The 20,182-nt window shown below is 63.4% G+C and carries 19 protein-coding genes; 10 read left to right on the top strand and 9 right to left on the bottom strand.

Annotated elements, in window-relative coordinates; all coding sequences use genetic code 11:
- The first annotated feature begins 64 nt into the window (after positions 1–64).
- Together C6558_RS02115 and C6558_RS02110 are read left to right on the top strand one after the other, a co-directional pair.
- Complete coding sequence (locus tag C6558_RS02115; protein ID WP_025425778.1) at positions 65–619, top strand: DUF2975 domain-containing protein; 555 nt, start codon at positions 65–67, stop codon at positions 617–619.
- A 3-nt stretch (positions 620–622) separates the two neighbouring features.
- Positions 623–838: a helix-turn-helix transcriptional regulator gene (locus tag C6558_RS02110; protein WP_025425777.1), complete on the top strand. Its 216-nt coding sequence runs from the start codon at positions 623–625 to the stop codon at positions 836–838.
- An 18-nt stretch (positions 839–856) separates the two neighbouring features.
- On the opposite strand, the gene C6558_RS02105 is transcribed toward C6558_RS02110, so the two are convergent.
- From C6558_RS02105 to C6558_RS02075, 7 genes are all read right to left on the bottom strand, one after another.
- On the bottom strand, positions 857–1,783 hold the full coding sequence (locus tag C6558_RS02105; protein WP_025425776.1) for a carbohydrate kinase: 927 nt from the start codon (positions 1,781–1,783) through the stop codon (positions 857–859).
- A gap of 70 nt (positions 1,784–1,853) precedes the next feature.
- Complete coding sequence (locus C6558_RS02100; RefSeq protein WP_025425775.1) at positions 1,854–2,552, bottom strand: orotate phosphoribosyltransferase; 699 nt, start codon at positions 2,550–2,552, stop codon at positions 1,854–1,856.
- A 27-nt stretch (positions 2,553–2,579) separates the two neighbouring features.
- Positions 2,580–3,617 carry a dihydroorotase gene (pyrC, locus tag C6558_RS02095; protein ID WP_025425774.1) on the bottom strand — a complete coding sequence of 346 codons (1,038 nt, stop codon included), beginning with the start codon at positions 3,615–3,617 and terminating at the stop codon, positions 2,580–2,582.
- Between the two features lie 204 nt (positions 3,618–3,821).
- Positions 3,822–4,442, bottom strand: coding sequence for a nucleoside triphosphate hydrolase (locus C6558_RS02090; protein WP_025425773.1), 621 nt, complete (start codon positions 4,440–4,442; stop codon positions 3,822–3,824).
- Positions 4,439–5,221: an ATP-binding cassette domain-containing protein gene (locus C6558_RS02085; RefSeq protein ID WP_025425772.1), complete on the bottom strand. Its 783-nt coding sequence runs from the start codon at positions 5,219–5,221 to the stop codon at positions 4,439–4,441. Before C6558_RS02085 ends, C6558_RS02090 begins: the two co-directional genes overlap by 4 nt.
- Positions 5,221–6,306 (bottom strand): ABC transporter permease, encoded by a 1,086-nt coding sequence (locus C6558_RS02080; protein ID WP_025425771.1) that lies wholly within the window; start codon positions 6,304–6,306, stop codon positions 5,221–5,223. Before C6558_RS02080 ends, C6558_RS02085 begins: the two co-directional genes overlap by 1 nt.
- A gap of 200 nt (positions 6,307–6,506) precedes the next feature.
- Positions 6,507–7,532, bottom strand: coding sequence for a sugar ABC transporter substrate-binding protein (locus tag C6558_RS02075; protein ID WP_025425770.1), 1,026 nt, complete (start codon positions 7,530–7,532; stop codon positions 6,507–6,509).
- Between the two features lie 283 nt (positions 7,533–7,815).
- Between C6558_RS02075 and C6558_RS02070 the strand changes: the two genes are divergently transcribed.
- Both C6558_RS02070 and C6558_RS02065 read left to right on the top strand, forming a co-directional pair.
- Positions 7,816–9,048, top strand: coding sequence for an ROK family transcriptional regulator (locus C6558_RS02070; protein WP_057212507.1), 1,233 nt, complete (start codon positions 7,816–7,818; stop codon positions 9,046–9,048).
- Positions 9,048–9,476 (top strand): RbsD/FucU family protein, encoded by a 429-nt coding sequence (locus C6558_RS02065; RefSeq protein WP_025425768.1) that lies wholly within the window; start codon positions 9,048–9,050, stop codon positions 9,474–9,476. The genes C6558_RS02070 and C6558_RS02065 overlap by 1 nt, the downstream gene beginning before the upstream one ends.
- Positions 9,477–9,547: 71 nt before the next feature.
- On the opposite strand, the gene C6558_RS02060 is transcribed toward C6558_RS02065, so the two are convergent.
- Positions 9,548–9,970 (bottom strand): DoxX family protein, encoded by a 423-nt coding sequence (locus C6558_RS02060; RefSeq protein WP_025425767.1) that lies wholly within the window; start codon positions 9,968–9,970, stop codon positions 9,548–9,550.
- A 265-nt stretch (positions 9,971–10,235) separates the two neighbouring features.
- On the opposite strand from C6558_RS02060, the gene C6558_RS02055 reads away from it, so the two are divergent.
- Together C6558_RS02055 and C6558_RS02050 are read left to right on the top strand one after the other, a co-directional pair.
- The gene (locus C6558_RS02055) at positions 10,236–10,940 is read left to right on the top strand and encodes a Crp/Fnr family transcriptional regulator (protein ID WP_025425766.1); all 705 of its coding nucleotides are present in this window, start codon (positions 10,236–10,238) and stop codon (positions 10,938–10,940) included.
- Between the two features lie 5 nt (positions 10,941–10,945).
- Positions 10,946–12,820, top strand: coding sequence for a CHASE2 domain-containing protein (locus tag C6558_RS02050; protein WP_025425765.1), 1,875 nt, complete (start codon positions 10,946–10,948; stop codon positions 12,818–12,820).
- A gap of 68 nt (positions 12,821–12,888) precedes the next feature.
- On the opposite strand, the gene C6558_RS02045 is transcribed toward C6558_RS02050, so the two are convergent.
- Positions 12,889–13,509, bottom strand: coding sequence for a FecR domain-containing protein (locus C6558_RS02045; RefSeq protein WP_025425764.1), 621 nt, complete (start codon positions 13,507–13,509; stop codon positions 12,889–12,891).
- 231 nt (positions 13,510–13,740) lie between these two features.
- Here C6558_RS02045 and C6558_RS02040 point away from each other — a divergent pair, with 231 nt between their 5' ends.
- The 4 genes from C6558_RS02040 (at position 13,741) to putA (ending at position 20,059) form a co-directional block, all read left to right on the top strand.
- A complete protein-coding gene (locus C6558_RS02040) occupies positions 13,741–14,601 on the top strand; it encodes a tetratricopeptide repeat protein (RefSeq protein WP_025425763.1) in 861 nt (286 codons plus the stop codon).
- A gap of 129 nt (positions 14,602–14,730) precedes the next feature.
- The gene (locus C6558_RS02035) at positions 14,731–15,537 is read left to right on the top strand and encodes a phosphodiesterase (RefSeq protein WP_025425762.1); all 807 of its coding nucleotides are present in this window, start codon (positions 14,731–14,733) and stop codon (positions 15,535–15,537) included.
- A gap of 310 nt (positions 15,538–15,847) precedes the next feature.
- Positions 15,848–16,162 carry a YkgJ family cysteine cluster protein gene (locus C6558_RS02030; protein ID WP_025425761.1) on the top strand — a complete coding sequence of 105 codons (315 nt, stop codon included), beginning with the start codon at positions 15,848–15,850 and terminating at the stop codon, positions 16,160–16,162.
- Between the two features lie 189 nt (positions 16,163–16,351).
- A complete protein-coding gene (putA, locus tag C6558_RS02025) occupies positions 16,352–20,059 on the top strand; it encodes a trifunctional transcriptional regulator/proline dehydrogenase/L-glutamate gamma-semialdehyde dehydrogenase (RefSeq protein WP_025425760.1) in 3,708 nt (1,235 codons plus the stop codon).
- Positions 20,060–20,182: the final 123 nt, after the last annotated feature.

Genomic DNA, 20,182 nt, shown 5'->3' with positions numbered 1-20,182 from the left:
AATTGACGCGAAATAATTATCGTTTTACAATAAAAAAACAAGTGAGCCGATAAGGAACTTTTTAATGAACGGATCTCCCGAGCGGCTGCGCAAGCTGAGCCGCATCATGAAACTGATGGTCGTATTGTGCGGCGCAGTGTTCTGCTCGGCCGTCGTCTACGGGCACTGGCAGATTTTCTTCGACCGGGCCGGCTTCGAGCAGGGTATTCGCGACGTGGTCTTCCCGAAGGTCTCCGCCATCACGCTCTCCTATCGCGCGATAATAACCGTCATGTTTCTCACTGCGATGAACAATGCGCTTGTTATTGCCGGCCTCGCCTTTGCCTGGCAACTTTTCGACGGTTTCGAACGCGGTGAGATCCTTTCCAGCCGCAATGGTGTCCTGCTGAAGCGGATCGGCATCATCGCCATCGTCGGTTCCTTGTGCATGACTGTCAGCAACGCAATCGGCATCATGGCTGTCACCTACGACAATCCCAGTACGACCGGGCACTCCGTCTTCATCGACATCAATGGGGGAACGATTATCGTTATGCTGATGGCCGGGCTGCTTCTGGTGCTCGGCCATGTCATGGTCATCGCATCGGGGATCGAAGCCGAGAACAGGAGCTTCGTTTAACGGATGCCGATTGTCGTAAACCTCGACGTCATGCTGGCGAAACGCAAGGTGCGCTCGCGCGATCTTGCGGAACAGGTCGGCATTACCGAGCAGAACATATCGCTGTTAAAATCGGGCAAGGTCAAAGGCGTGCGCTTCGACACGTTGGAGAAGATCTGCGCCGTTCTCGATTGCCAGCCGGGTGACATTCTCGAATATCGCCCGGAGGAAAAGGATTGAGTTTCGTGCGGGCTCTTCTCAGAGCCCGATTTCATGCTTCCAGGGCGGGTTGGCGCCGGCACGCGAAACGGTGACGGCGGCGGCCCTGGCGCCGAGGGCCAGGGCGTCGCGAACAGCGCTTTCCGAGAGGTTTGCGACGGCGTCCTTGGTCAGGAGACCGCTCAGCTTCAGCGATGCGAGCACGCCGGCATCGAAGGTATCGCCGGCACCGACCGTGTCGACGACCGTGACGCGCTCACCGGCAACGTCGACCTTGTGACGCCCGGTGTAGCCGACGGCCCCATCGGCGCCCTTGGTGATCAGAACCAGCTTCGGACCGCGCTTCAGCCATTCGGCCGCCAGATCGTCGTGGCTGCCGGTCATGCCGAACCAGTCGAGATCTTCATCCGAGAACTTGATGATGTCAGACATCGCCGCCATGCGGTTCATCCGGGCGAGATGGGCTTCCCGATCCTTGATGAAGCCGGGCCGGATGTTCGGGTCGAAGGAGATGATCCGCTTTTCGTGTTCGCGGGTCATCAGCGCCTCATATGTCGAGCCGCAGGGCTCGGGGATGAGGCTGATCGCGCCGAAATGCAGCGCCTCGCAGAAGTCGCCGAGCGCCGGCAGATGATCTTTCGTAATCATCCGCCCCGCCGTGTTCTCGTCGAAGAAGGCGTAGGTGGCATGGCCGTTGACGAGCTTGACGAAGGCAAGCGTTGTATGCAGCGACAGGGTCGCGCAGGGAGCGAAGTCGACATTCGCCGCCTTCAGCGTTTCGCGGAGGACATCGCCGAACATGTCATCGGAAAGGCCGGTGAAGAAGCCGGTGGGAATGCCGAGCCGACCGAGCGCGATCGCCGTATTGAAGATCGCCCCGCCGGCATAGGGCGCAAATGCACTTTCGCCCGCGGTCGTGTCCCGCGGCAGCATGTCGATCAGCGCTTCACCACAACATACGATCATCGGCATTTCTCCCCTGAAGACATTTCAACTGATTTCAATGACTTTCGACGAAATCCCAGAGTGTCGCCGACTATTGGGCGGCAAGCGCGCTGACGCCGCCATTGCGGCCAGACCAGGCCAGCGGGTCGTTGAGGAAGGCCTCGACTTCGCCAAGCGTCTCGTCGTCGAACAGCGCCTGCTCGCGGGCAACGGCAAGCACGTTGCGCCATGTGGCGATCCAGTGCAGGTCGACACCCTTGCCCTTCATCTCGCCGACGGCCTCCGGGAAGATATCGTAATAGAAGAGCGCGATGCCGTGGTCGACGATGCCGCCGGCTGCGCGGATCGCATCGATGAACTTGAACATCGAGCCGCCGGCGGTCGTCAGGTCCTCGATAACAAGAACACGGGCGCCCTCCGGCATGTGGCCCTCGATCTGGGCGTTGCGGCCATGACCCTTCGGCGCCTTGCGCACGTAGATCATCGGCAGGCCCAGGCGCTCGGCCAGCATCGCCGCGAAGGGAATACCCGCCGTCTCGCCACCGGCGACGACGTCGAACTGCTCGAAGCCCGCCTCGCGCAGGATTGATGCCGCGGCAAAATCCATAACGGCCGAACGGATGCGCGGATAGGAGATCAGCTTGCGGCAGTCGATATAAACCGGGCTCGCCATTCCGGACGAGAGCTTATAGGGCTTGTCGGCGCTGAAATGCACCGCCTTGATCTCCCAGAGCATCTTGGCGACCAGCTCGGCCATCACGGCCTTGTCGGTGAACGCATTGGAAAACATCAAACTCTCCTTCAAAATTCCAAACGATCAGGCGACGGCCCAGTGCAGCGGGAACATCGGATCGAAAACGGTGACCGGACCGGCACCGGTCTCGATCTTCTTGGGATAGGTCACGGCTTCTGCCTGCTTCCTGAGCGTGATCGTCTCCTCGTTGACCGGCAGGCCATACCAGGTGGGACCGTTCAGCGAGGCGAAGGCTTCGAGCTTGTCGAGCGCGCCCTCCTCTTCGAACACATGCGCCAGGCAACTCATGGTGTTGATCGAGGTGTAGATGCCGGCGCAGCCGCAGGCGCATTCCTTCAGCGGATCGACATGCGGTGCTGAGTCGGTGCCGAGGAAGAAGCGCTTGTCGCCCGAGACGGCGGCAGCGCGCAGCGCCAGACGGTGGTTTTCGCGCTTGGCAACCGGCAGGCAGTAGTAGTGCGGCTTGATGCCGCCGACGAGAATGGCGTTGCGGTTGATGATCAGGTGATGGGTGGTGATCGAGCCGGCAAGATTGGCCTTCGACGCCTTGATGTAGTCGATGCCGTCCTTGGTGGTGACGTGCTCCATCGTGACCTTCAGTTCCGGCAGGCGCTGGCGCAAGGGATCAAGCACGGTGTCGATGAACACGGCCTCGCGGTCGAAGATGTCGACGTCCGATGTCGTGACCTCGCCATGCACGCAGAGCGGCAGGCCGATCTTCGCCATGCGCTCGAGCACCGGCATCGCCTCATCGATGTTGCGCACGCCGCTGTGCGAATTCGTCGTCGCGCCAGCCGGATAGAGCTTGACTGCCTTGACGAGGCCGCTCCTGTGGCCGGCCTCGACGTCGTCGGGGTTCGTGCCCTCGGTGAGATAAAGCGTCATCAGCGGCTCGAACCGGTCGCCTGCCGGGATGGCCGCGAGGATGCGCTCGCGATAGGCAGCAGCGTCGGCCGCGGTGACGACCGGCGGCACGAGGTTGGGCATGATGATCGCGCGGGCGAAATGGCGGCTGGTGTCGGCGATGACGCCCTTCAGCATGTCGCCGTCGCGCAGGTGAAGGTGCCAATCATCCGGCCGGCGGATAACGAGGTCTTGCATGGTCAGCGTTCTCCTAAGTCAGGGCGGGATGCAGGCGGAAAACCGCGTACACTTTTCCTGATCCCCCTCCCGGTGCTCGCGCCCGATCCGCGCGCGCAGCTTTGCAGCCGGCAGGTGCGGGTGTTGGGCGGTTACTCATGTGGTGAAACCGCGTCTCGATATCACCAATGCGCCCGCAAACACAATCCGCAATCCGACCATCGCTCAGAAATCCGCAAGCACGACATCTGCGCGTCGCTGATGCTCGACCACACGATGCGCGTTGGGGATGTCGTTGCCATGGGCTTTTCGCTTCGCCGCCTCCTCGTCGTAGCCGTGGTCGAACCAGCGCTTCAAAAGCCGCCGCTCCAGTTCCTCGATGCCGGGATTGATGAAGATGGAGAAATCGAAGGCACCGGCAAGCTTGTTCCAGGGCGCCTCGTCGAGCAGCAGATAGTTGCCCTCGGCGAGAATAATGCGGGTATCGGCCGCTACAACACGCGCCGAGGCGATCGCCAGTTCGCGCGAGCGATCGAAGACCGGCACCAGCACCTCGCCGTCATTGGCCCTGACCGCAGCGATCGTCGCCAGGAACGACCTGACATCAAAGGTTTCCGGCGCACCTTTGCGGGCAAGCAGGCCCTTCTCTTCGAGCACGGCATTGTCCATGTGAAACCCGTCCATCGGCAGCACCGCCGCCATTTCTCCTGCAGCTACCAGCGCTTCGGCAAGCGCGTCGGACAGGGTGGATTTTCCGGCACCCGGCGGGCCGGCAATCGCCACGACGAAACGGGCGGCTCCAGCCGCCCGTTCGAGGATCTGATCAACCACCGGCCCGACATTCATGCGGCGAGCGCCTCGCGCGGCGGCTCCTTCGCGCCGGTCATGAAGGCGACGGCATCAGACATCGTGTGTTCCTTCGGATTGATGACGCAGAGGCGTTTGCCAAGCCTGTGGATGTGGATGCGATCGGCCACCTCGAACACATGCGGCATGTTGTGCGAGATGAGCACGATCGGCAGGCCGCGCGAACGCACGTCGAGGATCAACTCCAGCACCCGCCGGCTTTCCTTGACGCCGAGGGCTGCCGTCGGCTCGTCCATGATCACCACCTTGGAACCGAAGGCTGCGGCTCGCGCCACCGCCACGCCCTGGCGCTGGCCGCCCGAAAGCGTTTCCACCGCCTGGTTGATGTTCTGGATGGTCATCAGGCCGAGCTCGGACAGCTTTGCCCGCGCCCGCTTCTCCATCTCCGCACGGTCGAGCGTGCGGAAAAGCTTGCCCATGATGCCGGGTTTACGGATTTCGCGGCCGAGAAACATGTTGTCGGCGATCGAGAGCGCCGGTGACAGCGCCAGGTTCTGATAGACGGTCTCGATGCCGGCCGTGCGCGCCTCCATCGGCGAGCGGAAGTTGATCTGCTGGCCCTCGAGCCGGATTTCCCCCTCATCCGGCGTGATGGCGCCGGAGATCGCCTTGATCATCGAGGACTTTCCGGCGCCGTTGTCGCCGATGACGGCCAGGATCTCGCCCGGGTAGAGGTCGAAATCGGCATAGTCGAGAGCCGTAACTCGGCCATAACGCTTGACCAGGCCGCGCGCGGTGAGAATGGGTTCCTGAGCCATCAGCCTGCTACCTTTCTGATCCATTGGTCGATTGCGACGGCGGTGATGATCAGCACGCCGGTGAGGAAGACTTTCCATTGCGGATCGGCGCCCAACATGTTGAGCCCCATGGAGACCACGCCGACGATCATCGCGCCGATCAGCGTTCCAAGGATCGATCCACGCCCGCCGAAGAGTGAGATGCCGCCGATTACGGCCGCGGTGATGGCCTGAAGATTGTAGTCGGTGACCGCTGCCGAAGGCGAGATCGAGCCGTTGCGGCCGATCGAGACCCAGGCGGCGAGTGCCGCAATCAGGCCGGCGAGCGTATAGGCGCTGAGCAGCACGCGGCTGGTGCGGATACCGGAAAGCTTCGCTGCCTCAGGATCGTCGCCGACGGCATAAAGGTGGCGTCCCCAGGCCGTATGGTTGAGCGCGTACCAGAGGCCAAGGACCAGCACGACCATCATCACCACACCGAGCGTGAAGACGGCGGATCCCACCTTGAAGCTGACGCCAAAGAGGTGAAGCATCTTGGTGACGGCCGCTACATCAGCCTCGCGGATCGTCGCATTTGCCGAGTAGATGAAGTTCGTCGACATGATGACGTACCAGGTGCCGAGCGTGACGATGAACGGCGGAAGCTTGACCCTGGAGACGAGGAAGCCGTTGAGGAAGCCGCAGGCACCGCCGACGACGAAGCCGATGAAGATCGCGATCGGCGCCGGAAGGCCGTAAGTCACGGCGCAATTGCCCATGATGACAGCCGAAAGCACCATGATCACACCGATCGAAAGGTCGATGCCGGCCGTCAGGATGACCAGGGTCTGCGCGGCCCCCAGGATGCCGACGATGGCGATCTGCTGCAGGATCAGCGTCAGCGTATAGGACGAGAAGAACTTTCCACCGATCGTCAGACCGAAGATCAGGATCGCTGCAACGAGCACGATGAACGGCACAGCCGCCGGCGTCGAATGCAGGAAATGCTGGATCTTCTGGATCAGCGTCTTGTCATGTGTGTCGAACGACGCGACCTGCGTCGAACTGTTGACCAGGACCTTTTCGAATTCCTGGGATGGCTGTGCGGCTGCGTTGGGCTCGCCCATGGACCTTCCTCCGGTGAACCCCACTCCCAAGGGGTTGCGATGCAATCTGGTGCACAGCCCGCCCACCATGTGGCGGGCATCAGCACTCATTCAAGAAGCTGCGCGGTTTTCGTCGCCTTGTCAAAGACATCGACGCTTACGCGAAGGGCGGCCCGGGCCGCCCTTCCGTTGCTGCTCATGCGTTCGAAGAACGGGAGCGATCAGCCCCAGCACTTCTCCGTGCCGACCTTGACGTCGATCGATTCGACGCCGGCAGCCGGCTTGTCGGTGACGAGCGAAACGCCGGTGTCGAAGAAGTCCTTGCCTTCGGTCGGCTTCGGCTTTTCGCCGCTGTCGGCGAACTTCTTGATCGCCTCGATGCCGAGCGCCGCCATCATCAGCGGATACTGCTGCGAGGTCGCGCCGATGACGCCTTCGGCCACCGACTTGACGCCGGGGCAACCGCCGTCAACCGATACGATCAGCACGTCCTTTTCCTTGCCAACGGCTTTCAGCGCCTGGTAGGCGCCGACGGCGGCCGGCTCATTGATGGTGTGGATCACGTTGATATCAGGATCCTTCTGCAGAAGGTTTTCCATCGCCTTGCGGCCACCTTCTTCGTTGCCGTTGGTGACGTCGTGGCCGACGATGCGGGCATCATCCTCGTCGCCGATCTTGTTAGGATCTTTCGGGTCGATGCCGAAGCCGATCATGAAGCCCTGGTCGCGCAGGACGTCAACGGTCGGCTGCGACGGTATCAGATCGAGGAAGCCGACCTTGGCGGTCTTGGCGCCCTCGCCCATCGTGGCGGCGGCCCATTGGCCGATCAGCTTGCCGGCGAGCAGGTTGTCTGTAGCGAACGTCGCGTCGGCGGCGGTGGCCGGATCAAGCGGCGTATCGAGCGCGATCACCAGAAGACCGGCCTCCTGCGCCTTCTTCACCTGGTCGACGATTGCCTTCGTGTCGGAAGCGGCGATCAGGATGCCCTTGGCGCCATCGGCGATGCAGGATTCGATCGCAGCCACCTGGCTGTCATGGTCGCCGTCGATCTTGCCGGCATAGGACTTCAGCGTGACGCCGAGTTCCTGGGCCTTGGCGGTAGCGCCTTCCTTCATCTTGACGAAGAAGGGGTTGGTATCGGTCTTTGTAATCAGGCAGGCGCCGATATCGGCGGCCTGTGCCGGAGCGGCAAAAACGACGCCGAGCGACAGCACGCCGAACGCGGCGGAGAGAACAGTCTTCTTCATGTAATCCTCCCAAGGATGAAAAACGTGCCGGTGGACCGGCCCAGGCCTCGCCGCCACAGCATTCTCCTCTGCTGCAGCAGGCGCTTCCGGATCAAAAACAAACATTAAATTTCGGGGGTGTCAATAAATAAATCAAATTGAATTATTATTTCGATGTGGCATTCTCTGGATAACAGCGATCCGAGGCCATCCGGGCCGTCGCGCAAATTGACAGGTCCGCCCAGAGCGGAAACAACAGACCCGCGCCAAGCGGGCACCAATGCCAACGGGAGGAGACGGTGGCATGTCATTGACAGACGGCCCCGACAGGGGACCGATACAACCTGAGGTCATCGACCCGAGCGGCGGGGCGAACCAGACGCGCGTGCGCGCCTACAACGAGAGGCTGGTGATGTCGCTGGTGCGGCGTCACGGCGAGCTGTCGAAGGCGGATATCGCCAGACGCTCCGGCCTTTCGGCGCAGACCGTTTCCGTCATCATGCGGGCGCTCGAAAGCGATGGCCTCTTGGTGCGCGGCGCGCCGGTGCGCGGCCGTGTCGGCCAGCCGTCGACGCCGATGCGGCTCAACCCGGATGCGGTGTTTTCCTTTGGGGTGAAGATCGGGCGTCGAAGTGCCGACCTGGTGCTGATGGATTTCGTCGGCAATATCCGCCTGCACCTGCACCAGATCCATGCCTATCCGCTGCCCGGCGAACTGGTCGACTTCATCGTCGGCGGCATCGAGAAACTCGAGGCGCAACTGAGCCCAGAGGAGCGCAAGCGCATCGCTGGGGTCGGTATCGCCACGCCCTTCGAACTGTGGAACTGGGCGGAAGAAGTCGGCGCCCCGCGGGAAGAAATGAACCGGTGGCGCGAGGTGAACCTGCAGGCGATCGTGGCCCAACGCACCCGCCACCCGGTGTTCCTGCAGAATGACGGCACCAGCGCCTGCGGCGCCGAACTCGCCTTCGGCGTCGGCGCCAGCTATCCCGACTTCGTCTATTTCTACATCGGCTCGTTCATCGGCGGCGGCATCGTCATCAATTCCGCGCTCTTTTCCGGCCGCACCGGCACCGCCGGCGCCGTCGGCCCGCTGCCGGTTTCCGGCAAGGACGGCAAGACCATCCAGCTCCTGAAGATCGCCTCGGTCTTCGTGCTCGAAAACCTGCTGCGCGAACGCGGCATCGATCCGAAGCCGCTGTGGTATTCGGCCGACGACTGGATCGATTTCGGTGAGCCACTCACGATCTGGATCGACGACAGTGCGGCAGCCCTTGCCCAGGCGGTCGTCTCCGCCGCCTCGATCATCGACTTCTCCGCCGTTGTCATCGACGGCGGCTTCCCGCCCTGGGTCCGCGCCCGGCTTTTGACGGCAACGCGCAAGGCGCTCTACGACCTCGACCTGCAGGGCGTGACGATCCCGGAACTGGTCGAAGGTTTGGTCGGCAGCCATGCCCGCGCCATCGGCGGCGCGAGCCTGCCGTTGTTCTCCCGCTACCTGCTCGACACCAACGTCCTCTTCAAGGAGCTCAGCTGATGCTGAAAGGCATAGACCCGATCCTCAGCCCCGAATTGCTGGCGACGCTTAGGGCAATGGGCCATGGCGACGAGATTGCGCTGGTCGACGGCAACTATCCCGGCCAGGAACATGCTCGCCGGCTGGTTCGGCTCGACGGCCACGGGCTGATCCCGGTGCTGGACGCCATTCTCAGCGTGATGCCGATCGACGATTTCGTGCCGGCGGCGATCTTCCGCGCTACAGTCAAGCAGGACCGGGACGCGCTAGATCCCGTCCACCGGGAGATCATTGATTGCTGCGGCAGGCATGAGCCGGCACGAACGGTCGTGCCCCTGCTCGGCCCGGAATTCTATCCGCGGGTGCAAGCGGCGCACACGGTGGTGCAGACCAGCGAACCGCGGCTTTACGGCAACGTCATCCTGCGCAAGGGCGTGATCTATCCCTGACGGATCGGGCGACAAAACGAAAAACCCGCCGGCGGAACCGGCGGGTTTTTTCGTTTCATGTCTGGAATGTCTTAGGCGCGACGTGCGTCGATCGACAGTGCGCCCGGGCCGAAGGCGGCAAGCACCAGGAAGCCGCCGGCAACCGAGATGTTCTTCATCATCATCAGGCCGTTGAAGACGCTCAGCAGGCCGTTGGCTTCCGGCGGGAACGTCGGAATGTTGATTGCGCCGCTGTGGAAGACGAAGGCGGTGACCAGGCAGAACAGAGCCAGCAGGTAGGCTGCAATCTTCGTCTGGAAGCCGACCAGAACGGCAAGACCGCCGATCAGCTCGAAAGCGCCGGCGAGATAGGCAAGCGCGGTTGCTGCCGGCCAGCCGGCATTAGCAATCATTCCGGCGGTGCCGGCGGGATCAGTCAGCTTGCCGAAGCCAGCGGTGATGAACATGATCGAAAGGAGAATGCGCCCGATGAGGACGACGACATTCTGAGACATGCGAGGCTCCTGTGAGAAACGAGTGTTGGCAGCAGAAGTATCAGCATTTTCAAATTCATCTAGCCGCACGCCCGACGACAGATCGTTCACAACGTAGAGACAACCGGGATTTATCGTCAACCGACATTTGAGCCGCGGCCCAGTCTGTGCAGTGCTTTTCGTCCTAGCGAGCGCTGGTTCGGCCACAAGTGTTCTTTTCTGTTGCAAGGACGGGGCTGCTGGGTGAAATTCAGGCGCGGCAGGGGACGCCGCGCGGGGGCATCTCATGAACGAAATCAACAGGAGCCCGGCCTTCTGGCACTCATTCGCGATCTTCGAAGGGTTCGACAAGAAAACGATCGAGGATCTCGCCGATATCGCCACCTATCGAAAGTGGCCGGCCGGCACGGTGATCTTCCAGCGTGGCGACGAAGGCAACTATATGATCGTGGTCATATCGGGCCGCATCAAGCTTTCTCTGATCACACCGCAGGGCCGCGAACTGATGCTGCGCCAGCATGAAGCCGGCGCGATCTTCGGCGAGATGGCGGTGCTCGACGGCCAGACGCGGTCGGCAGACGCCACGGCGCAGACGGCGTCCGAAGGCTACGTGATCGGCAAGAAGGCGTTTCTCGATATGGTCACTACCCGGCCGGCGGCAGCTGAGTCCGTCATCCGCTTTCTCTGCGCCCAGCTGCGCGACACCACCGAGCGGCTGGAAACCATCGCGCTCTATGACCTCAACGCCCGCGTTGCGCGGTTCTTCCTGGCCACACTCCGGCAGATCCACGGCAACGAGCTTCCCGAAAGCGCCAATCTGCGGCTGACGATGAGCCAGACGGATATCGCCGGCGTTCTCGGCGCCAGTCGCCCCAAGGTCAACCGGGCCATTCTGTGGCTAGAGGAGAGCGGCGCCATCAAGCGGGGAGAAGGGATCATCGCCTGCAAGGTCGGCCGGCTGCTGAGCATCGCCGATCCTGAAGAGGATTAGGCGGCATGACCGTGCAACCTCGCCGGCAATTTCGCTTCACTCCGCTCGCCGGCGGGATCCTGACGAGCCTGATCGTCGCATTGGCACTCTATTTCTATGCGGAACCGGTATTCGAAACGCAGCGGGAGCTGTTCTTCGACCGCCTGATGCAATGGGTGCCGTCACCGCAATCGCCCGACATCGTCGTCGTCGATATCGACCGGGCGGCCTACCAATCCCGGCCTGATGGAGACTGGGACAGGGCGGCAACCGCCGAACTCCTATCCGGACTGACCGTGGCCGGCGCCAAGGTCATCGCCGTCGACTTCGTCTTCAGTTCCGATTGTGCGGCAGAGCTGCCAGGCAATACATCGCTTTCGCAAGCGCTTTCGAAGACCCCCGTCGTTCTCGGCTTTCTCATTGCCGATACGCTGCAGGAGCGCCCTCGCCCGGCTCCGCCACTGGCGTTGAGCCGCCCCTTCGCAGCACCGGAACTCTGGTTCCTCGACGGCGCGGAAACCTCCTGCCCTTCCTTCATGGATCACGCCAAGGCGGCGGCCGCATCATTTCTTGTCGGCGACGAGGATGCCCGTATCCGACGGGTGCAGGCTTTCGCTGTTCTCGGCGAAGAGGCCTATCCGACGCTTGCGATCGAGGCGACGCGGCTGATGATGGGTGCAGGAACGCCGATACTCGGCGGCGACCCAGCCTGGCTGCGGCTCGACAGGCAGGTGATCACACTCGACGATACCGGCAGCCTGCGCTTCGTCGCGAGCACCCCTGACTTGATCGCCGCCCGGACCATTTCGGCAGCCGACGTTCTCTCAGGGAAAGCAGGCAGCGACAGGTTTGCGGGCAAACTCGTCTTCATCGGCAGCAGCCTGCCCAATCTCGGCGGCCTCCGGCCGAGCGCCTCAATGCCGCTCGAGCCCTCGGTTCAGATCCATGCCGATATCGCCAATGCGATCGCCACCGGTTTCATTCCACGGCGTGACGCGCGGCTTCCCGTCATCGAGGCCCTGTTCTCGCTGGCAGCGGGCATTGCCGCCGCCTATGGCGCGGCAAGGCTCCGGCCGATGACATCGGCCGTGCTCGGCATCGTCGCGGTTGCCGTCGTCGTCGCGGCGACTGCCGCGATCTACCGCACCAGCGGCTGGCTCGTCGATGCAGTGAGCATTTCAGTCGCACTTGCTGCCGTGCTGGCAGTGACCAGCACGCTGCAGTTCGCCCATGTCAGGCGGGCGGAAGCGACGGCGCGGGAAAAATTCTCGCAATACCTGCCGCAATCCGTCGTCGCGCGCTACATCGACAATCCAGGTGCTGCCCGGGTTGCGGGCGAGGAACGGGCGGTGACGGCGCTGTTCACCGACATCGAGAGCTTTTCGACGCTTTCGCAAAAACTCGGGCCGCGCGACCTCATCGCCCTGCTCGATATCTATTTTACCGAGGTCAACGGGCTGGTAGCGCAATATGGCGGCATGGTCGACAAGGTGGTCGGCGACGCCGTGCACGCCTTCTTCAACGCGCCGGAGGATCTGGCCGATCATGTCGACAAGGCAATCGAATGCGCCAAGGCAATCCATGCGTTGACCGAAGAAATGCGCAGGCGACCGCAGTTTGCCGCACGGGATTTCGGGCGCACGCGCATCGGGGTCGAGACGGGTCAGGCGGTGCTTGGCGAAGTCGGCGCCGGCGGCAAGCTCGACTACACCGCCCATGGCGACGCCATCAACCTTGCAGCGCGACTGCAGGAGGCAAACAAATTTCTGGGCACGGCCATCTGCGTCGGCCCGGCTGCAGCAGCTGAAAGCAAGCAACGGCTTCGCTCGCTCGGCAGCCATGAAATCCGCGGCTTTGCCACGATGGAACTCTTCACAGTCGCCGACCCTGAACAGGTGTAGCGCCACTGCAGAATTCCATGGTCGGCATCGATTGAGGCAGAGAATTGCTCCTCGTGGTGCTGCCGACGCTACTGTTGGCCAACACTGGCATAGGCTTCCCGGATCCGCGCCTGTCCCCAGTTGACGGGGTCGCTCGGCGCGTCGCCTCGCTGTCGGAACTCGACGCCCTGCCCCGCAGCGACAATCTGCGTTACGCCGCCCGCGGCGACCGCAACGCTGCCATGCTCGACGAAGACGGCGAAGGCGACACGGCTCGGGCCGCAAAAGAACTTGGTGCCGCGCACGCCGATCATGCCGAAAGCGGTCCTGACGGCAACATCGACCTTGGGCAGCCCCTCGGGGCGGTCGAATACCATTCGGCCGATGCCGAGTTCGAGCGTACCGCCCTGGCCGGCAATGAAGCTGTCGACCAGCAGATCGGTCTCAGCACCCAAGAGGACGCGGGTGTCGGCACCAAGCGCCAGGGTTGCGAAACTTTCGGCCTCGGTGCGCACATGATCGTTGTCGAAGATCTGCGCACCGACAGCCAGAGCCTCTTCCTGCTCAGTCTGTCGACGACGAACGTCGCCGCGGATTTCCGTTGCCTTGCCGATCACCGGGCTCGCCATGGTCGTTGCCACGCCGCCGCCCATGGCCGCCAACAACAGGCCACCAACGACGACGCGCCTGCTCACCAGCATCTGCCGCACCAGCTCCCGGTCCATCATGGTCCTTCTCCCTGTTCGACGCGTTCGAGCCCTCGAGCGTCCGGCTTTCCCAAAGGATATCCCCGATATCAGCGGAAACAAGCCGAACGCGCAATGGTGCGTTCCTTGCCACCTCTCCACTTCGCCAGAGCCCCAGCAATCCGGCTGTTACCGCCGGAACAGGCAGTGCGAACCCACCGGGCTAAGTTCGCGTCAAGAGACGGGGAGAGCATCATGGAAAATCAGCGCAAAACAGGCATTCGCATCTTCAACGCATTGCTTCTCGCCATCGTCAGCTTCCTGGCGCTTGCGGCAATCGCGCTTCCTCCCGCCCGTGCGGCAGAACTTTCGGCCGTCGACATCTGCGACCGCGAGGCGGGCAGCATCTTCGACCTGCAGCGCAACCAGGCCTTCCCGGCAGTTGCGACCGAGGACATGAAGATCGGTATCGCCCTTTCGGCCTGCCGCGAGGCCTATAACCAGCATGCCGGCGCCCGCATCGAGTTCCAGTTGGCCCGCGTGCTCGACAAGGCCGGCCAGAAGATCCAGTCGCTGCGCATCCTCAGCGAAGCGGCCGAACACGGCCATGCGCTGGCGATGACCAACTATGCGGTGCTTGTCGGCGAACAGGGCGACATCAAGACCGAATTCGCGCTCAACCAGAAAGCCGCCGCAGCCGGCAATATCCTCGCTGCCTATAATCTCGGCGTCGCCTACCGCGACGGCATGGGCACCGCCGCCAACGGCAAGCTCGCCATCGAATGGTTCGAGCGGGCGACGCTCGCCGGCGATGACATCGCCGCATTCAACCTCGCGGTCATCCTGGATGAAGGCAAGCTGGTGCCGGAAGACAACGCCAGGGCCGCGCGCTTCTATCGCCTCGCCGTCGAGCGCGGCAATGTCGACGCGATGGTCAATCTCGGCCTGATGCTGGAGACCGGCGAAGGCGTAACCAAGGATTCATCGGCCGCGCGCGCCATCTTCCGCAAAGCCGCGGCCGAGGGCGACGCCTTTGCTGAGCGCAAGTTCGCCGAACTCAGCGGCGGCAGCAATTTCGAGACGGCCATGCTCGACAAGACCAGCCGCATCAAGTGACGCATTGCGAGCCGACCTCAACCGGTCGGTCCGCGTTATGTCCCGACAGGTTCCCCCCAAAGATGCAGCTTGACGTGCAGCCGGGCGCACTACAGCGTGGCGGGAAGACACCCCTCGCCTGGAAATGTAATGACGAAACTGATTATCTTTACCGACCTGCACATGGTGCCCGAGGGCACGACGATCATCGGCCTCGATCCCTACCAGCGCCTGGCCAACGGTATCGCACATGTGAACCGCTACCACGCGGATGCCGACCGGGTGATCTTCACCGGCGACCTCGCGCATCATGCCGACCGCGCCTCCTACGAGCGGCTGAAAACGCTGACCGATCAATTGCTGCCTCCGGCCGCCATCATGATCGGCAACCACGACCGGCGCGACGTGTTTCTCGACGTCTTTGCAGACGCCGTAACGGACGACGATGGCTTCGTGCAGCAAGTGGTCGACTTTGGCGATTGCCGGGCGATCCTGCTCGACACGCTGTTTGCGCCGCCCTACGACTACCCCAACAGCCATGCCGGGCTCCTGTGCCAGAAACGCCTTACCTGGCTCGATCGCCAATTGGCAGAAGCCGGCGACAGGCCGGTGCTCATCTTCATGCATCATCCCCCGCACGCCACCGGCTTCACCGGCATGGACATGATCCGCCTCGTCAACGAAGTGGAATTTTATGCGCTCGTGAAGAACCACGGCAATGTGCGCCACATCTTCGCCGGCCATGTGCACCGCACGATCAGCGGTTCCAGCCGCGGCATACCCTTCTCTGTCTTCAAGAGCCCGGTGCACCAGCAGCCGATGCCGTTCGATGCGCCGGATGCCTCGCTCTCAGTCGATGAACCAGCAGCCTACGGCATTGCCGTGGTGACGAAGGATGGCGTTCTCGTTCATACCGAGGATTACGAAATCGCCCGCCGGGACGCTGCCTTCGCCTGATACCAACCTGCACGGATATTGACCCATTGAGCCGGCGCGATTTTGGTTTCCTGTAAGGAGAAAACCGGAGCCGGACCACGCGGTCCGGTGAGGATTGTCGACGCTATCAGGAGGCCAAAAGCGCCCGGCCCTTCGGATGGGCCGCCTGTCGGCCACCGGCAGCCTCGCAATCCTCGACCGATGTCCAGGCATCGCTCTAAGGTCCGCTCCTTCCCGGACGACCGCAGACGGTCCCACGCAGTGGGCCAATATCCGTGCAGGTTGGTATGAGGGGCATTCCGGCCGCCGGGCCTTCATGCTAGGTTGGCCCATGACCCAAACCACCGCCACCGATGAAATCCTCGACTGTCAGAGCTGCGGCGCCTGCTGCGCCTACTCCTCCGACTGGCCGCGATTCTCGATGGAGACGGACGAGGAACTCGACCTGATACCGGAAGAGTACGTCGCCGCCGACCTCGGCGGCATGCGCTGCGAAGACAACCGTTGCACGGCACTCGGCGGCAAGCTCGGGGTGCATGTCGCCTGCAAGATCTACGCTGTGAGGCCGATCGTCTGTCGCACCTGCATGCCCGGTGACGACGAGTGTCTGATGGCGCGCGAACGGCACTTCGGGCAGGCCGCGTAGAACTTCGGATCATCCGGCACTCAAGCCTACATTCCGTATCCCCATCGGTTTGCCGGCACTGCGATAGTGAAACATTCCGAGAATGACGAAATTTGCCGGATGGATGTTCGGCGGGACGACGCGTATTTTCTGCCCACGAAATCCAAGGCGCATTGCGCCTTGTCACCGCCTTCCGGAGGACCGCGTTCGATGAGCCAGACCCAGCTTCAAAAATCCAGCCCAAAGGCCGATGCGGCCCCGGCCCCCTTTGCCGACTTCGCACCGCCGATCCGCGCGCAAGGCACGCTGCGCCAGGCGATCACCGCCGCGTACCGCCGGCCGGAAACCGAAGCGCTGCCGCCGCTCGTCGAAGCAGCAACGCTTCCGGCCGAGACACAGAAGGCAGCCGCCAGAACCGCCCGCAAGCTGATCGAGGCCCTGCGCGCAAAACATAAAGGTTCCGGCGTCGAAGGACTGGTGCACGAATACTCGCTGTCGAGCCAGGAAGGTGTGGCGCTGATGTGCCTGGCCGAGGCGCTGCTGCGCATTCCCGACACGGCAACGCGCGACGCGCTGATCCGCGACAAGATTTCCGACGGTGACTGGAAGTCGCATCTGGGCGGTGGCCGCTCGCTGTTCGTCAACGCCGCGACCTGGGGTCTGGTCGTGACCGGCAAGCTGACGTCGACGGTCAACGACCGCAGCCTTTCGGCCGCGCTGACGCGCCTGATCGCCCGCTGCGGCGAACCGGTGATCCGCCGCGGCGTCGACATGGCGATGCGGATGATGGGCGAACAATTCGTCACCGGCGAAACCATCGACGAGGCGCTGCGCCGCTCGCGCGCGCTCGAGCAGAAGGGTTTCCGCTACTCCTACGACATGCTGGGCGAAGCCGCGACCACGGCTGAAGACGCCGAGCGCTATTACAAGGACTACGAAACGGCGATCCATGCCATCGGCAAGGCATCGGCCGGACGCGGCATCTACGAAGGCCCCGGCATCTCCATCAAGCTTTCGGCGCTGCATCCGCGCTACGTGCGCGCGCAGTCGGCCCGCGTCATGGAAGAGCTTCTGCCGAAGGTGAAGGCACTCGCGGTCATTGCCAAGAAGTACGACATCGGCCTCAACATCGACGCCGAGGAAGCCGACCGGCTGGAGCTTTCGCTCGACCTGCTCGAAGAACTGTGCCTCGACAAGGATCTCGCCGGCTGGGACGGCATGGGCTTCGTGGTCCAGGCCTATGGCAAGCGTTGCCCCTTCGTGCTCGACTTCATCATCGACCTCGCCCGCCGCGCGAGCCGCCGCATCATGGTCCGGCTGGTCAAGGGCGCCTATTGGGACGCCGAGATCAAGCGCGCGCAGCTCGACGGCCTGGAAGACTTCCCCGTCTACACCCGCAAGATCTACACCGACGTTTCCTACATCGCCTGCGCCCGCAAGCTGCTGGCAGCAACCGACGTGATCTTCCCGCAGTTTGCCACCCACAACGCTCAGTCGCTCGCCACCATCTACGAACTGGCCGGCAAGGACTTCCAGGTCGGCAAGTACGAGTTCCAGTGCCTGCACGGCATGGGCGAACCGCTCTACGACGAAGTCGTCGGCAAGGGCAATCTCGACCGGCCGTGCCGCATCTATGCGCCCGTGGGCACGCACGAGACGCTGCTGGCCTACCTGGTGCGCCGCCTGCTTGAAAACGGCGCCAACTCTTCCTTCGTCAACCGCATCGCCGACCCGAAGGTCTCAATCGACGAACTGGTTGCCGATCCGGTCGACATCGTGCGCGCCATGCCTGTCGTCGGCGCGACGCACGCGCAGATCGCCCTGCCGGTCGGTTTGTTCGGCGATGCACGCCCGAACTCCGGTGGTCTCGACCTTTCCAACGAAACCTCGCTCGCATCGCTAACCGAAGCGCTCAAGGCCAGTGCTGCCATCGACTGGCGCGCGGTGCCGCAACTGGCAACCGGTCCTGCATCGGGCGAGACCCGCCCGGTCGTCAACCCCGGCGACCACCGCGATATCGTCGGCGCCGTCACCGAGACATCGGAAGCGGACGCCCGCCAGGCCGCAAGCCTTGCCGCGAAGGCCGCCTCGAGCTGGTCGGCGGTTTCACCGGCAGAGCGTGCAGCCTGCCTCGTGCGTGCAGCCGACATCATGCAAGCCCGCATGCCGACTTTGCTCGGCCTGATCGTGCGCGAAGCCGGCAAGTCGCTGCCGAACGCCATCGCCGAAGTGCGCGAAGCGATCGACTTCCTGCGCTACTATGCCGAACAGACCCGCCGCACACTCGGTCCTGCTCATAAGGCGCTCGGACCAATCGTCTGCATCAGCCCGTGGAACTTCCCGCTCGCGATCTTTGCCGGCCAGATTGCCGCAGCACTCGTCGCAGGTAACCCGGTGCTGGCAAAGCCGGCGGAAGAAACGCCACTGATCGCCGCCGAGGGCGTGCGCATCCTGCACGAAGCCGGCATTCCGGCCGACGCGCTGCAGCTCCTGCCCGGTGACGGTCGCATCGGTGCGGCACTGGTTGCCGCGCCTGAAATCGCCGGCGTGATGTTCACCGGCTCGACCGAAGTCGCACGCCTCATCCAGGCGCAGCTGGCCGACCGGCTGTCGCCGTCGGGCCGGCCGATCCCGCTGATCGCCGAAACCGGCGGCCAGAACGCCATGATCGTCGACAGTTCGGCGCTCGCCGAACAGGTCGTCGGCGACGTGATCGCCTCGGCCTTCGACAGCGCCGGCCAGCGCTGCTCGGCGCTGCGCGTCTTGTGCCTGCAGGAAGATGTCGCCGACCGCATCCTCGCGATGCTGAAGGGCGCGCTGCACGAACTGAAGATCGGCCGCACGGACAAGCTTTCCGTCGACGTCGGCCCTGTCATCACCGCGGAAGCGCAGGGGATCATCGAGAAGCACATCGAAACCATGCGCGGCATGGGTCGCAAGGTCGAGCAGATCGGCCTCGCGTCCGGTACCGAACTCGGTACCTTCGTGCCGCCGACGATTGTCGAGCTCGAAAAGCTCTCCGACCTCAAGCGCGAGGTCTTCGGTCCCGTTCTCCACGTCATCCGCTACCGCCGTGACGATCTCGACCGGTTGATCGACGATATCAACGCGACGGGCTACGGCCTGACCTTCGGCCTGCACACCCGCCTCGACGAGACGATTGCCCACGTCACGTCTCGCGTGAAGGCCGGCAACCTCTACGTCAACCGCAACGTCATCGGCGCTGTCGTCGGCGTACAGCCCTTCGGCGGTCGTGGCCTCTCGGGCACCGGCCCGAAAGCAGGCGGTCCGCTCTATCTCGGCCGCCTCGTCGCCACCGCCCCGGTGCCGCCGCAGCACAGCTCCGTCCACACCGATCCGGCGCTGCTCGACTTCGCCAAATGGCTCGACGGCAAGGGTGTCAAGGCGGAAGCCGAAGCCGCCCGCACAGCCGGCAGCAACTCGGCCCTCGGCCTCATCTCCGAGCTTCCAGGCCCGGTTGGCGAGCGTAACCTCTATGCGCTGCATCCTCGCGGCCGCGTGCTCCTGGTGCCAGCCACCGAGACCGGCCTCTATCGCCAGCTCGGCGCGGCACTGGCGACCGGCAACACCGTCGTCATCGACGCGGCGTCGGGCCTGCAGTCCTCGCTGAAGACCTTGCCGGCAAGTGTTTCCACCCGCCTGTCCTGGTCGAAGGATTGGTCGGCGGACGGCCCCTTCGCCGGTGCACTGGTCGAAGGCGACGGCGAGCGTGTGCGTGAGGTGAACAAGGTGATCGCCGGCCTGCCGGGTCCGCTGGTTCTGGTCCAGGCCGCCTCGACTGACGAGATCGGCCGCAACCCCGACGCCTATTGCCTCAACTGGCTCTTGGAAGAGGTGTCTACCTCGATCAACACCGCCGCTGCCGGCGGCAATGCCAGCCTGATGGCGATCGGCTGAGCCGGCCTGCATCAACAAGTACGGCCCTCTCCCCCACGGGGGAGAGGGATAAATCAGTTCTCATTGCTCCGGTCCGCCGCTTCGGACTTTGCCGACCGCGCTACCTGCGTGCGCCGGATGGCG

It is taken from the genome of Ensifer sp. NM-2, from assembly GCF_003024455.1.
In the GTDB taxonomy this organism is placed as follows: domain Bacteria; phylum Pseudomonadota; class Alphaproteobacteria; order Rhizobiales; family Rhizobiaceae; genus Ensifer; species Ensifer canadensis.
This window is presented reverse-complemented; position numbering and strand designations above follow the sequence as displayed.